Raw genomic sequence first — 13,496 nt, 5'->3', positions numbered from 1 at the left:
CTATATTTGTGATATGGCGTATCAGCAGGTGTACAGCATGGACAGAGAATGCATGGAATTTGATGTTGTGATCGTAGGCGCAGGCCCCGCAGGGCTCTCTGCTGCGTGTAAACTCGCTCAACTAAATCAAACGCAAGAAGAGCCCAAAGAACTCTCTATTTGCGTTGTCGAGAAAGGAGCTGAAGTTGGCGCACACATTATCTCTGGTGCTTTGTTCGAAACCACGGCTTTAGATGAACTCTTTCCGACTTGGAGCGATATGCAAGCGCCGCTGACAACACCCGTTAGCCAAGACCAATTTCTATACCTCACGACAGCGCTCAACCATATTGCGGTGCCGCATATTTTGACTCCGAAACCCATGCTCAATAGCGAGCAAAATTACATCATCAGCTTATCAAACTTATGTCGCTGGTTAGCCGAGCAAGCCGAGTCGTTAGGCGTGGAAATTTTCCCTGGATTCGCGGCATCAACCATTAATTATGACGAGTCAGACTCAGTGATTGGTATCAATACATCCGACATGGGGTTAGATAAAACAGGAGCTCAGAAAAACACATTTGAAGCTGGAATCGAACTCCGTGCCAAATACACTATCTTTGCTGAAGGTGCTCGCGGGCATTTAGGTAAGGAGCTCATTCGACAATTTGATTTGGACTCAGGTAAGCAGCCTCAACATTACGCTTTGGGGATTAAAGAAATTTGGGAAGTACCTGAATCAGAGCTACACCAAGCAGGCCACGTTATCCACACGACCGGTTGGCCTCTCACTGAATCTAGCTCAAATGGTGGCGCTTTTCTCTACCATTTAGAAGGGAATCAAATCGCTGTCGGGCTAATCGTAGACCTCAATTACACTAACCCGTATTTGAGCCCATTTGACGAATTTCAGCGAATCAAACACCACCCAAGCTTTCGCCAATATTTGCAAGGTGGACAGAGAATTTCATACGGGGCCCGCGCCATCACCAAAGGCGGTATCTCTTCCCTACCACGCCAACAATTTCCTGGGGGCGTACTGGTTGGTTGTGACGCTGGAACCCTAAACGTCGCTAAAATCAAAGGCAGTCATACTGCAATGAAATCCGGCATGCTTGCCGCTGAGGCGGTATTCAATGAACTGACCGCCAGCACTCCAATCAAAGAACCAAGTTATCAAACACTATTCGAAGAATCTTGGTTATATGAAGAGCTGCAAGATTCACGTAACTTTGGAGCAGAGGTTCACAAGTTTGGTGCAGTATTGGGTGGAGCTTTGGCTACATTCGAACACAACTTATGGCCAAAGATATTCGATCATACCGTGCCTTGGACTATCACCGACAACCAACAAGATCATCGCCAGCTAAAGCAAACCTCTCAATGCCAGCCTCTGGTTTACCCAAAGCCAGACGGCGAACTCAGTTTCGACAAACCATCATCAGTTTACCTTTCAGGGACGCAACATGAAGAAAATCAACCCTGCCACTTAGTGTTAGTAGATCAAGCCATTCCCATTCAATGCCACCTTGTTGACTACGACGAACCAAGCCAAAGGTATTGCCCTGCAGGTGTATATGAAGTGGTGACCATAGACAACACTCAACAGCTGCAAATCAATGCCGCTAACTGCCTACACTGTAAAACGTGTGATATTAAAGACCCCTCTCAAAACATCACATGGCAGCCTCCAGAGGGCGGTGGTGGTCCAAGCTACCAAAACATGTAGCAACCGCTGTAAACATTCCTTACCTAATCATTGATAGAGGCGGTTCCCGTTTACTCTTTTATCAGTACTAGGAATATTTTTAACTGATAAATTTATGTACGTTTTGTAGCACATAGATTTATCAGTTTCACGTAAATCATTGAAATATCTTATAGATAAATTATACCCCCTATCGTTCCACCCCTCTTGATTTTATAGAATGTAAGCCTTTATTAACATTAGGGAAAATCTAATTTCATTATTCATTCGCTCCTTTCTCAGAAGGCGACTAGCTTGAAAATGCGAACCGTTCGCACACTTCAATCGAGACACAATTCGATTGAGAAAAATAAAACTAATCATCTCTAGGATTGAGAAATGAAAAAATACCAACGTCAAAATGCCATGGTTTTACTCGCTGGACTGGCAACCGCGCTACCATTATCTGCAGCAGAAATGGTCACCGTTACCGATAGTGAATTACTGGCTCAAGGGCTTAACGCACAATCTAATTCTGTTGTGATGAATCAAACTGGGTTCAAAGCGGTAAAAACCGTCAAACTGCCCAACGGAAAAGTGAAAACGCGCTACCAACAAACCCATGGTGGACTGCCTGTTTTCAATACCTCTGTCGTCGCCACGGAATCAAGCCAAGGCCTGAGTGATGTATATGGGGAAATGGCACAAGGCATAGCAGACGATATCACCACTCTAACTGCCAACGTTGACCTAAAACAGGCCATATCCTTAGCAAAAGACGCTCATTTTCAGCAACACCCTTCTTCGTTTGCCGCGCCAGATATTGAAAACGAGCGCGCCGAATTAATGGTGCGTTTAGATGACAATCAGCAAGCGCAAGTTGTCTATTTAGTCGACTTCTTTGTAGCGTCTGATAAACCGCAGCGCCCATTTTTCTTCATTGATGCGAATACCGGTGAAATACTAAAAAGTTGGGATGGCTTAAACCACGCTGTGGCTAACGGCAGTGGCCCTGGCGGTAACAGTAAAACTGGGCTTTATCAATATGGTACTGACTACCCTAACTTTGAAGTCGAGAAAAACGGTACCACCTGTACCATGAACACCTCATCAGTCAAAACAGTGGATTTAAACCATGGCACCTCAGGCAGCACTGCGTTTAGCTACCCCTGTACCGACGCGAGCAATTACAATGATCATAAAACGGTGAACGGTGCCTATTCACCACTGAATGACGCTCACTACTTCGGTAAAGTCGTTTTCGATATGTATCAAGATTGGATGAATACTTCTCCACTTTCATTCCAGTTGGAAATGCGCGTGCATTACAGCACCAACTACGAGAATGCATTCTGGAATGGTAGTTCGATGACCTTCGGTGATGGACTCAACACCTTTTATCCGCTAGTCGATATCAACGTTAGTGCTCACGAAGTCAGCCATGGTTTTACTGAGCAAAACTCAGGCTTAGTGTACGCTGACATGTCTGGTGGTATGAATGAAGCCTTCTCTGATATTGCTGGTGAAGCTGCAGAGTTCTACATGAAAGGCAGCGTGGATTGGATTGTAGGCAGCGACATCATGAAGGCCTCTGGTGGCCTACGCTATTTTGATCAGCCGTCTCGCGATGGCCGCTCTATCGACCATGCTTCTCAATACACGAGTGGTTTGAATGTGCACTACTCAAGTGGTGTTTTCAACCGAGCTTACTATCTGTTAGCTAACAAAGCGAACTGGGACGTGCGTAAAGGCTTTGAAGTTTTTACCGTTGCGAATCAGCTTTATTGGACGGCAAACAGTACTTTTGATGCTGGTGCATGTGGCGTAGCTAAAGCCGCTGCGGATCTTAACTATAACGTTGATGACGTGGTCGATGCTTTTACTAGTGTAGGCGTCGACGCATCATGTGGCACACCGCCATCTGGTGGAAACGCATTAGAGAAAGGTGTACCTGTGACTGGCCTATCGGGCAGTCGAGGAGCTGAAGATTTCTATTCGTTCAGCGTTGATTCAACTTCACGAGTCACCGTTTCTATTTCATCGGGCTCAGGCGATGCCGACCTCTACCTAAAAGCTGGCAGCAAGCCAACAACCAGCTCTTGGGATTGCCGCCCATACGTTAGCGGTAACTCAGAACAATGCTCTGTGACCGCTCAACCAGGCGTGACTTACCATGTCATGCTCAAAGGCTACACGGCGTATTCAGGCGTTACATTGAAGTTAGATTAATAACCAAAGCCCCACTGCTTACTTTAAGTAGTGGGGCTAATTACAATTAAATCGTTTCCTAGCTTAGTTAAGCATGATTGATTGCAGCTTGTGAGAAAAATACAGTTCGCTCATACACCCGGTAACAGCATATAAACTTTCACCTTAATCGTGGCTAAATTGCTGGCGGTAGAGTTTTGGAGAAACACCAACTAATCGGCGAAAATGATGACGCATTGTTATCGCATTATCAAAACCCGCCAGGTTCGCCAATTGCTCCATATTGTGAGAGCGCGTTTCTAGCAGGCCTTTTGCTCGTTCGATTCTTTGCTGAATCAACCACTCTTTTGGTGACAAGTTAAAGCTCGCTCGAAACTTTCGGTCAAATGTACGTCGTGACATATTGGCTTTACTTGCCAGCTCATCAATATGTATCGCTTTATCCAAATGAGTTTGTGCCCACTCCACCGCATCAGAAAACTGGTTAGGGACTTCTAAAATTGGGGATTCTACAAACTGGGACTGTCCACCAGCACGGTGCGCCGATACCACAAGACGCTTAGCCACTTGATTGGCAACCAAGTATCCAAAATCATTGCGAATGACCGCCAGACCGAGATCCAGTCCCGCTGCACTGCCTGCTGAACAACCAACTTGCCCGTCAAACACATACAGAACATTTGGCTCGTACTCGACATGAGGAAAACGTTGACGAAATTCATTCTCGTAACGCCAATGGGTTGTAGCTTTTCTGCCATTCAACAACCCAAGTTCAGCCAAAAGGAAGGCACCAGAACAAAAAGACAACACCCGCTTACCAGAATCAAAGAACTGCACAACTTGTTGGCGGATACGATCTGGGATAACCGCTTCTGCCGTTGGCCAACTTGGTACAACCAAAACATCGTAACCATCAAGATTTTCGACAAACTTGGTTTGCAATAACACATTACCGGTTGTTTGCATCGTACAGTCTTCTAGGTTGATAACCTCTGCTGTGTACCAATCTTCGAATTCGGGGCGCGGGAGAGCAAACAATTCCACCGCACAAGCCATTTCAAATAGCGCGACATCTGTGTGCGCTAAAATTGCCACTTGAATCATTGCTACTCCCTTAACATCATAAATTAGCCAGCTTAATTCCTGTCTAGCTACCGTAATTGGCTCGATACTATCGAAGATTGACTTTCAAGCCAATGGTCACTTTTCATCCAATAAGGAATAATGACCTCATCGTATCGGATTAAATAAACAAGGAATGTAATGACTCACTTACGTACTCAGCACCAAGAGAACACCCCACTACACGTGCCTAGGCTCATTGTCGGGACAGATTCAACATGGTCTTTACGAGCTTGGATGTGTGCTCAATTAGCAGGTTCGGAACTCAACATTATCGTCATTGATTTAGCAAAAGAGGACTACAAGGATAAGATTCTCGCGTATTCACCGACAGGCTTAGTCCCTGCACTGCAGCATGGAGCAACCACTATTCACGATTCATTAGCGATCAGTGAGTACTTCAATGAACTATCAACTGGGCGCTTATACCCTGAATCGGCAGAGCAACGAGCGCTGGCAAGAAGCTATTGCGCAGAAATGCATTCCGGCTTCTTTGAAGTGCGGTCACAGTGCCCATTTACGTTAGATAAAACCGCGCCTGTTACCGAGCCTTCGAGCGCATTTCAGAAAGAACTGGAGCGAATTGAACAAATCTTTTCTCAAGCTCAAGGGCCATTTATGTTCAACGAACCAAGCATGGTCGATGCGTTTTATTCCATCCTTGCATTCAGACTTAGTAGTTACGGCATCACGCTTGCAGGCGAGGCAGGCCAATATCAACAATCACTACTTGAATGGCCGCTATTACAACAAGCCATCGATTTAGCTAGTTCATGGCGCAAAAACGATGTGGAAGTGAGGTAAAAACATGAATATTGGTATCTATATTTATGACGATGCCGAGGTGCTCGATTTCTCCGGTCCATTTGAAGTATTTAGCACCGCGAAACGCATCGCAAACAATGATTGGAATGTATTCTTCGTTGCCGAAAACGCACGCTCTGTTTCTGCGAGAGGCGGCTTTGAGGTCATCCCCCATTTTGGGTTCGGCCATCATCCTGAGATCGATGTATTGATCGTTGTTGGCGGTGTGCAGCACCATCAAGTTACGAATAAAGCGGTAATCGAGTGGGTACACCAACAAGCTTCAAAGGCTCGCATTACCGCCTCTGTTTGCACCGGGGCGTTTATTCTAGCAGAAGCACAACTATTAAACGGATTATCAGTCACGACTCACTGGGAAGACATTCCTGCCCTCAAGCATGATTACCCACAGCTCAATGTCGTTGAAGATAAACGTTGGGTGGTGGATGGAAATACAATCACGTCCGGGGGAATATCAGCAGGTATTGATATGAGTTTATATTTGGTTTCGCAGCTTGAATCAGAACATTGGGCGCAAGCCACAGCTCATCAAATGGAATACCGTTGGATCAAACAATAAGCTGTTAAACAGCGACTAGAAGAAATATCAAATGGTGCCCATGTTCAGTCTATTAAAAACATGGGCGCAACGCCTTAAATCAGAATTAAAGGAGCGGCTTTAACTCGGCAATATCGATAAGATCGACTTCTCGCCCTAGCGCACTTTTATACTCGATTAACTCAGGAATCGGTATAGTGGGCACTTCAATGCCAAGGTAATTTGCGCTAACGGAATGGGCATAATCAATTTCGAGCGCAACCCAACTCTGGTTAGCTGAATCAAACACTTTCGTACCTGGCGATAAACCAATCTCAATTTTTTGATTACGGTAAATCAGTTGGAAATATTCTAAGTCCCATCCTTCTTCAACATAGTGTTTAAGGGGTTTAGAAATGAATTCATCAACGTATGGCAAGAGTTTCTCGACATCGTGCTTGGGTACATATAAATCAATATCAGCTACATCTCTCGTACCACCATAAATGGTAGCCGCTAAGCCACCGACAATTTGGTATGGGACCTGTTCAGATTCCAATATCTCCTTTATCCATTTTAAAGCTGTACCCACTTGCTCACTCATGCTTGCTCCTTGACGAAATCGGTCTTAAAACACTTCGTCTAATAACTTGTTTTCAAATAATTTTTCCAATTCCACTCTGCCACATCGATAACCTAAACACCACAAAGAGCAACAGCCAAACACAATTGCCATGTTCAGATTTGTTAGTTCCTTTCGTTTGTCTTCGAACATTAAAATCTCATCCGTAGCAATAAAGACAAGCTTTCGTCCAGAATCTTCACTGCCAGCATTTTTATCCGTGGTGCTTTCTAACTCTAAAGTACCCCAAGATCGCTTAGATTAAATACTTTACAAAATCTGTCGTGTTTATTTTGCCATATAAAAACTAATCCGATTGAATGCAGCTCAACACGATTTTAGCCTTCATTGCGATTGTTTTGCTTTTCAAATCACCTATTCTAACAATCGAAACGTCAGGCCACCTTGCTGGAGTGATAGACCACTGGCAATATTGCTTTAATCTTTTTAAACCAACAAAGCAGACTCTCATGAGATTTAAATCCGCTCCTATAGCCCCAGAAGAAAGACAAAAAACCGCAACAGAACGTGAAGCATGTGAACGCCGAAAACGTCAGGAAGAGCTGAGAGTTACCTCAGATGATGAGGAACGATGGGCTGAAAATAGAAAACGGGTTATCGCCGAGCGCAAAAAAGCAGCACAACAAAAAGAAAGTCATAAATCTTGCCTTGATCAAGTACTTAATCTATTGGGAAAAACACGTAACGACTTCAAGTCTTCCATCCCTAAGGGGCCTAATAGTAAATATTATCGAGGTGATGTGTTTCCCTTAAGTTTACCAGACTCTTATCCAGATCTTGATGCTCGTCTGAGTTCGATCATTAAGCACACTTCAAGGCTTAGTGGGAGTGCTGGAGAAGTTCAGTCCTTTACTTCTAATGTGTATGTCGCTCATAGGTTTGCGGAAAGTAGAGGGGGAACTTTTTATGAGGTTGACGCTTCAGATGGTTATTTTATGTCAGCTGCGGACATAATTTATGCTCATGGTGATCGGTTAGTTGAATTAGGCCATATCCGAGCGGGAACTTTGAGGGCGGCTGTTGAACATTTCTATCAGGATGGTGAGTCTGAGTATTTTTGGATGGGACGTCGTTAAAAGTAAACATCCCATAAAGCCATTACGCTACATTGCTAGTGTTTGAAGATCCAAGGTAGCAGCGCATCGATATCTTGCCCCTCTTTCACCAAATCGGTCATGGATTTGACCATGTAGTCATAGAGGATAAGGCCGTTTACTTTCGCTGTCTCGACTCAATTTGCCATAACTATAATTATCCATAAATTACTAAATTAGCAAAAGCACTGATAAGCTTTTGTCCAATAGTGAGTTTCAAACTTTAGTATCCGCCGACACCGGCGACCTGAAACAAAAAGAGCTGGATCGCTCCAGCTCTTCATTATCATTCCCCCGATGGCCTTAGGCGCTAAGGGCGGCGTTTTAACACTTCATCAATATCCGCTGCACTGTGGCGCTCCGGTAGTTGCTCCCATTCTTCGCCCCATGAACGGTTAACAATTCGGCCACGCTGAACCGCTTCACGCTCGGAAATATCTTGAGCCCAACGCTTTAAGTTGGTGTAGCTATCCACATCTAAGAATTCTGCTGCGTTGTATACTAAACCTAACACTAGGTTACCGTACCAAGGCCATACCGCAATATCGGCAATACTGTATTCATCGCCCGCAATGTATTTATTCTTCGCTAACTGTTTATCAAGAACATCTAACTGACGTTTTGCTTCCATCGTGAATCGGTTGATCGGGTACTCAAACTTCTCTGGAGCGTAAGCAAAAAAGTGGCCAAAACCACCGCCTAGGTAAGGTGCTGAACCTTGAAGCCAGAACAACCAGTTCATGACTTCTGTGCGTGCTTTAATATCTTTTGGCAGAAAATGACCGAATTTTTCGGCAAGGTAAAGTAGGATCCCACCAGACTCAAACACATTGATCGGCGTCTCGCCCGAGCGGTCCACCAAGGCAGGGATTTTAGAGTTGGGATTCACATCAACAAAACCTGAAGAGAACTGATCGCCTTCCCCAATATTGATGATGTAGGCATCGTATTCTGCTTCTGTCACACCCAGAGCTAACAGCTCCTCAAGCATAATAGTTACTTTCTGGCCATTTGGTGTAGCCAATGAGTGCAGCTGAATGGGGTGATTGCCAACCGGCAGTTCCTTTTCATGGCGCGCGCCTGAATCTGGTCGGTTAATGCTAGCCCATTGGCCGCCATTTTCGTCGTCCATTTTCCAAACCGCTGGTGGTGTATATTCGTTTGCCATCGTGTTTCCTTATCTAAGTGCTGGTTATTTTTAGAATAATATTGCTATCTAAAATGAGGCTTACCTAAAACAATATCGGGGCGAATACTGAAGTTAAAACCCACCCAAGCCTTTTTCATTAGAACCTTTGGTTATGATATGAGTCAGACGCGGAATATACGAATACTCAACCAATACGCTGCTAGCGGCAGCGTCTATTCACTTCAAAGCGCTCACTTAACTTGATGTTATTCAACATTTCTTGATTGTTGAGTGCGCTATCCCAAAATCCTGATAGTGAGTATTTTTCTTTCGAGTGCTGGCTACGGTAGACTTTTTCCAAACGATGAAACAGTCCCTATACTCATAAACACATGGGACCGAAAGGAATGAACGATGAAACCAGTGTATCCACTTGCCTTACTCGCGAGTCTCAGCATGAGCCCATATTCAATTGCTTCCCAAAACGCCGATACTATTCTTACCAATGCGTCAATTTATGGCGTTGAGCAAGCTGATTCCATCGTCATTGATGATGGAAAGATTGTGTTCGTCGGCATTGCCTCACAAGCTCAAAACTACCGTTCGTCGTCCACTCAAGTGATCGATTTAGAAGAAGCTTTCGTTTTACCCGGGTTTATCGACAACCATAACCACGTGTTCGAAGCCGCTTCTGAAGTTGGCGGTGGCTGTGAACTCAATATGGATGGTTCATTACAAGAACAGATCCCTTACTTAAAAACTTGCCGCAAACAGGCTGAGCCGAACAGTTGGGTCATGGGATACGGCTTTTCTATTGAAGCCTTGCTAAGCGAAGATAATCGCTACACACCACTTGAGGTCATCGACAAAATATTTCCAGATCAACCTGTCGTATTGATGGAGCAGACCTCGCATTCAATGTGGGTCAACTCTGCCGCTTTAAAACAAGCAGGGATAACCAAACACTCACCTGAGCCACAAGGCGGCAAGATCCTTAAAGATGAAGAGTCAGGAGAGCTCAACGGCATCTTAATGGACAACGCAGGCGACATCGTTATGGAGATGGCGTGGAACAGCTTAAGTAACCAATTCGATCAAAGTTACGATGGTTTAATGATTGGTTTAGAAGAAGCAGCGGCACATGGCATCACCACAATTGGTGACGGCCGTTTATATTGGAAACGTGGTTGGTATGAAGTATGGAAAGAAGCGGAACAGCAAGGCGACCTAACCGCGCGCGTGTCACTCAGGCCTTGGATCTACCCGACCGATTCAATGGAGCCACAACTCTCGTTCTTAGAGAAGATACAATCGAACGATACTTCGAGTCTCCTGCACGTCGATCAAGTCAAAATGTATAGCGATGGTATATTCATTAATGGCACAGCCAAAACATTAGCGCCCTACCTCGATACCTATATCCCTGACGAGCCTTATGGCATTAACTATATTCCGCCTCAAAAAATGGCAACCTGGCTAAAAGCGCTTAGTAAAATTGGCTACAGCGCCCATATTCATGCCATTGGGGACGGTGCCGTTCAGGAATCACTGAATGCTATCGAAGTCATGAGAAAGCGTGGATCCACACTCCCGTATACTCTGACTCATGTCGAACTCATCGATAATCAAGACGTACCAAGGTTCGAAAAGTTAAACGTCACTGCAGATTTTCAAGTGGGTTCTGACTACGTGGCTATGCACGACCACCAATGGGCTGAAGCGTTTTTAGGCGCCAAACGTACTCGCGCCATGATGAACTTACAAGCCATCTTTAGTACTGGGGCTAATGTCACGCTTAGCAGCGATTGGAACGTACATGATATCAACCCGCTGGTCGGTATCGCGAACAGCGTTATTATGGGTAAAACTGGGCTACCAGACGTAGAAAGCGCGATAGATGCTTATACCATCAATGCCGCGTACAGCTTAGGATTGGAAAACATTACTGGCTCTATTGAAGTCGGCAAGTCCGCCGATTTTGCGATTATTGAACAAGATATCACCCAGATGCGAGCCGAAGAAATAGCAGAAACCCCAATACTGATGACTATTCTTCAAGGAAAAATCGTCTACGACTCTGAGAATTAACCAAAATAGGCGCAGTTAAATCTGCGCCTATTTCATTTTATTAAGAGAAAAGAATGACAACTAAAGCCGAACCTGCATCACGTTTACATCGCCTTTATTTAGAAGTCGGAATCAAGCAGATTTGCCTGCTATTTTTAGTCGTACCTACGCTATTTTTTAATACTTTCGATAGCATGCACGACATGGAAAAGTCGAACCAATCGGCCATCTTAGCGGTAATAGGTTTACTGATGGCTGCGGCCATCATCGGTGTATTTGAAGCGACCTATCAAAAGACAGATTTAACAAACCCAGTCCAACGCTGGCTGGCGCACCTCACTAAACTGTTGATATTCGCAGGTGTCAGTCAATTGATGATTTTAGCCATTGCAGCCATTGGAAGCACCTTTTCAGTTTGGGACGACCCATTACTTTGGGCGCTGTTACCAATATACATCGCACTTTATCTTTATGACTGGTGGGACGCCCTCATCGCAAGTGCCAGAGGGTGTTAATCCAGCTCATACGCATATTAAGATATTTACGATTGGCTCTATCCTAGGTTGTGCTTACTTTTGAATAAAGTAATGGCGTGAGTGCCAACGCTTGATAGCAATAAACCATTTCGCCAGCACAGCTCCACTTTGCGTAAAATATTCGAGTATGCATCACTGGCCGACACTTGCTCAAAATCACAATTAAGCTTACACAATTCCCCTGATTGAAGTAACGTTTTAACCGCCGCCTCTGGCAAGAATGCATAGCCCACGTCTTTCTTCAATACACTAACTAACATTGATAAGTCAGCGAACATAGCGTGACTGCACGTATGCCCATCACCCTCTTCTTGCTCTCCTTCCCCCCAAACCAGCTCTCTATGATGTATTAGATCTTGGCTAGTAATAATAGCAAGCTGCGCCAACGGATGGCTAGGCGAGCAAACAAGCACTTCATCATAATGCCCAAGTCGAGCGTATTGAAAACCGAGATGATGCAACGCACCAGATTCATGGGTGATCGCAATATCTATGTCACCTTCAGCTAGGTCCTTGTGGATCTGTTCTTGAGTACCGCGGTGTACTACAACATTCAATAATGGGTCTTCTAGAAGCTTTGAGACAGGTTCGATGAAAACGGCATCTGGTACATAGCTTTCAATCGCAATATGTAGCGTTGTTGGTTCCTCGTTCGCAAGAATCTCTGCACTTTGCACTAAGTTATCTAGCTGACTTAACGTATGCGACAGGTGTGGTAAAAGAAGCGCGCCTTCCTCTGTGAGTTTTGTTTTATTCCCTGAACGTTCAAAAAAACTCACGCCGAGGTCAATTTCTAGATCTGAAATCCACTGGCTAACTTGGGGCTGCTTCTTACCTAATTTACGGGCAGCGGCAGAAATAGAGCCCGTTTCTATCGCGGTCAGTAACGCTTTTAAATGTAGGACATTCATCGCTTATCTCTTGGGTCAACTAAAGCCACACTGCGCGGGGGCGCACTACTTAAATACAGGCTCTTTGGAGAAGATATTATCGCGAACCAGTCCCACCTAACGCAAGTAACCTATCTTGAGAGCCTGCACTAGAGGACAGAAATAACCACGCATTGTATGCTCAAGCGGTGACTCTGACTAATTCATCAAAAGGCTCTTCATTCAAGGTGATGCTTTTTACTTTGGTAAATTGTGCTTTTTTTGTGTGAGCGATATAAGAGCGGTGATTGTCCTGATGAACGTAGGTGTATACAAACTTGTACTTAGATGAAAGCGCAGAACGACTTTGAGTAAACAGTGCCTCAAACACTCCCTGGCCACGAAATGCTTTACTTACACACACAGGCCCCCAAAAATAACTGTTCTCACGAGATAGAGATTGTGACTCAATTTTAATCGTAGACAGCTGCTCTGAAAGCTTGCTTAACGTTGGTGAAATCGACCAGTATTGCCATGAAGCGCATACCGCTAGCCCAGCCGCAACACCATCAACTTCAGCAATATAAACGCACTGCTCGTTGAGTATTGCCGTTTCTAATAACGCATCACTCAGAACGGTATTCAGAAATCCATCCGCTTTTTCCACTTCATCAAGATTCGTAATGTGGCACTGATGCTGTAATTCAACTAGCTGAGGGATATCCGCTAAGGCGGCTTGTCTGACTTTCATTACAACTCCATTTCACAATTCATTAAGTAAACGTAGTAACAACATCCTATACGGCACCAATAACATTCA

The 13,496-nt window shown here is 44.7% G+C and carries 12 protein-coding genes and 1 pseudogene; 7 read left to right on the top strand and 6 right to left on the bottom strand.

What is annotated here, in order from left to right; genetic code table 11:
• Positions 1 to 37 precede the first annotated feature (37 nt).
• A complete protein-coding gene (locus tag ELZ11_RS13345) occupies positions 38 to 1,708 on the top strand; it encodes an electron transfer flavoprotein-ubiquinone oxidoreductase (RefSeq protein WP_137357902.1) in 1,671 nt (556 codons plus the stop codon).
• A 357-nt stretch (positions 1,709 to 2,065) separates the two neighbouring features.
• Entirely contained in the window at positions 2,066 to 3,895 is a 1,830-nt protein-coding gene (locus ELZ11_RS13340; protein ID WP_137357901.1) for a M4 family metallopeptidase, read from the top strand.
• A gap of 144 nt (positions 3,896 to 4,039) precedes the next feature.
• Here the strand turns inward: ELZ11_RS13340 and ELZ11_RS13335 are convergent, their stop codons facing one another.
• Positions 4,040 to 4,978 carry a helix-turn-helix domain-containing protein gene (locus tag ELZ11_RS13335; RefSeq protein WP_137357900.1) on the bottom strand — a complete coding sequence of 313 codons (939 nt, stop codon included), beginning with the start codon at positions 4,976 to 4,978 and terminating at the stop codon, positions 4,040 to 4,042.
• Positions 4,979 to 5,137: 159 nt separating this feature from the next.
• Here ELZ11_RS13335 and ELZ11_RS13330 point away from each other — a divergent pair, with 159 nt between their 5' ends.
• Together ELZ11_RS13330 and ELZ11_RS13325 are read left to right on the top strand one after the other, a co-directional pair.
• Positions 5,138 to 5,800, top strand: coding sequence for a glutathione S-transferase (locus ELZ11_RS13330; RefSeq protein WP_137357899.1), 663 nt, complete (start codon positions 5,138 to 5,140; stop codon positions 5,798 to 5,800).
• Between the two features lie 4 nt (positions 5,801 to 5,804).
• Positions 5,805 to 6,380, top strand: a complete 576-nt coding sequence (locus ELZ11_RS13325; RefSeq protein WP_137357898.1) for a DJ-1/PfpI family protein — start codon at positions 5,805 to 5,807, stop codon at positions 6,378 to 6,380.
• Positions 6,381 to 6,465: 85 nt separating this feature from the next.
• On the opposite strand, the gene ELZ11_RS13320 is transcribed toward ELZ11_RS13325, so the two are convergent.
• On the bottom strand, positions 6,466 to 6,942 hold the full coding sequence (locus ELZ11_RS13320) for a nucleotidyltransferase family protein (RefSeq protein WP_137357897.1): 477 nt from the start codon (positions 6,940 to 6,942) through the stop codon (positions 6,466 to 6,468).
• Positions 6,943 to 7,280: 338 nt separating this feature from the next.
• Here ELZ11_RS13320 and ELZ11_RS13315 point away from each other — a divergent pair, with 338 nt between their 5' ends.
• Complete coding sequence (locus ELZ11_RS13315) at positions 7,281 to 8,057, top strand: hypothetical protein (RefSeq protein WP_137357896.1); 777 nt, start codon at positions 7,281 to 7,283, stop codon at positions 8,055 to 8,057.
• A gap of 35 nt (positions 8,058 to 8,092) precedes the next feature.
• Here the strand turns inward: ELZ11_RS13315 and ELZ11_RS24100 are convergent.
• A pseudogene (locus tag ELZ11_RS24100) lies at positions 8,093 to 8,212 on the bottom strand (transposase domain-containing protein); the annotation flags it as partial.
• A gap of 173 nt (positions 8,213 to 8,385) precedes the next feature.
• A complete protein-coding gene (gene yghU / locus ELZ11_RS13305; RefSeq protein ID WP_137357895.1) occupies positions 8,386 to 9,243 on the bottom strand; it encodes a glutathione-dependent disulfide-bond oxidoreductase in 858 nt (285 codons plus the stop codon).
• Between the two features lie 375 nt (positions 9,244 to 9,618).
• On the opposite strand from yghU, the gene ELZ11_RS13300 reads away from it, so the two are divergent.
• Both ELZ11_RS13300 and ELZ11_RS13295 read left to right on the top strand, forming a co-directional pair.
• Positions 9,619 to 11,292 carry an amidohydrolase gene (locus ELZ11_RS13300; protein WP_137357894.1) on the top strand — a complete coding sequence of 558 codons (1,674 nt, stop codon included), beginning with the start codon at positions 9,619 to 9,621 and terminating at the stop codon, positions 11,290 to 11,292.
• A 53-nt stretch (positions 11,293 to 11,345) separates the two neighbouring features.
• Positions 11,346 to 11,786, top strand: a complete 441-nt coding sequence (locus tag ELZ11_RS13295) for a hypothetical protein (protein ID WP_137357893.1) — start codon at positions 11,346 to 11,348, stop codon at positions 11,784 to 11,786.
• Positions 11,787 to 11,824: 38 nt separating this feature from the next.
• Here the strand turns inward: ELZ11_RS13295 and ELZ11_RS13290 are convergent, their stop codons facing one another.
• Both ELZ11_RS13290 and ELZ11_RS13285 read right to left on the bottom strand, forming a co-directional pair.
• Positions 11,825 to 12,718: a LysR family transcriptional regulator gene (locus tag ELZ11_RS13290; RefSeq protein ID WP_137357892.1), complete on the bottom strand. Its 894-nt coding sequence runs from the start codon at positions 12,716 to 12,718 to the stop codon at positions 11,825 to 11,827.
• 160 nt (positions 12,719 to 12,878) lie between these two features.
• A complete protein-coding gene (locus tag ELZ11_RS13285) occupies positions 12,879 to 13,427 on the bottom strand; it encodes a GNAT family N-acetyltransferase (RefSeq protein ID WP_137357891.1) in 549 nt (182 codons plus the stop codon).
• Between the last annotated feature and the right edge of the window lie 69 nt (positions 13,428 to 13,496).

Origin of the sequence: Vibrio profundi, assembly GCF_005281835.1 — a bacterium.
GTDB lineage: Bacteria > Pseudomonadota > Gammaproteobacteria > Enterobacterales > Vibrionaceae > Vibrio > Vibrio profundi.
The sequence above is the reverse complement of the archived record's forward strand: the minus strand, read 5'-3'. Positions and strand labels throughout refer to the sequence as shown.

Bases quoted from the DNA above. Each gene is read 5' to 3' on its own strand.
- yghU (WP_137357895.1), bottom strand. From the start codon at position 9,243: ATGGCAAACGAATATACACCACCAGCGGTTTGGAAAATGGACGACGAA.
- ELZ11_RS13340 (WP_137357901.1), top strand. From the start codon at position 2,066: ATGAAAAAATACCAACGTCAAAATGCCATGGTTTTACTCGCTGGACTG.
- ELZ11_RS13320 (WP_137357897.1), bottom strand. From the start codon at position 6,942: ATGAGTGAGCAAGTGGGTACAGCTTTAAAATGGATAAAGGAGATATTG.
- ELZ11_RS13335 (WP_137357900.1), bottom strand. From the start codon at position 4,978: ATGATTCAAGTGGCAATTTTAGCGCACACAGATGTCGCGCTATTTGAA.
- ELZ11_RS13300 (WP_137357894.1), top strand. From the start codon at position 9,619: ATGAAACCAGTGTATCCACTTGCCTTACTCGCGAGTCTCAGCATGAGC.
- ELZ11_RS13325 (WP_137357898.1), top strand. From the start codon at position 5,805: ATGAATATTGGTATCTATATTTATGACGATGCCGAGGTGCTCGATTTC.
- ELZ11_RS13315 (WP_137357896.1), top strand. From the start codon at position 7,281: ATGCAGCTCAACACGATTTTAGCCTTCATTGCGATTGTTTTGCTTTTC.
- ELZ11_RS13285 (WP_137357891.1), bottom strand. From the start codon at position 13,427: ATGAAAGTCAGACAAGCCGCCTTAGCGGATATCCCTCAGCTAGTTGAA.
- ELZ11_RS13330 (WP_137357899.1), top strand. From the start codon at position 5,138: ATGACTCACTTACGTACTCAGCACCAAGAGAACACCCCACTACACGTG.
- ELZ11_RS13290 (WP_137357892.1), bottom strand. From the start codon at position 12,718: ATGAATGTCCTACATTTAAAAGCGTTACTGACCGCGATAGAAACGGGC.
- ELZ11_RS13345 (WP_137357902.1), top strand. From the start codon at position 38: ATGGACAGAGAATGCATGGAATTTGATGTTGTGATCGTAGGCGCAGGC.
- ELZ11_RS13295 (WP_137357893.1), top strand. From the start codon at position 11,346: ATGACAACTAAAGCCGAACCTGCATCACGTTTACATCGCCTTTATTTA.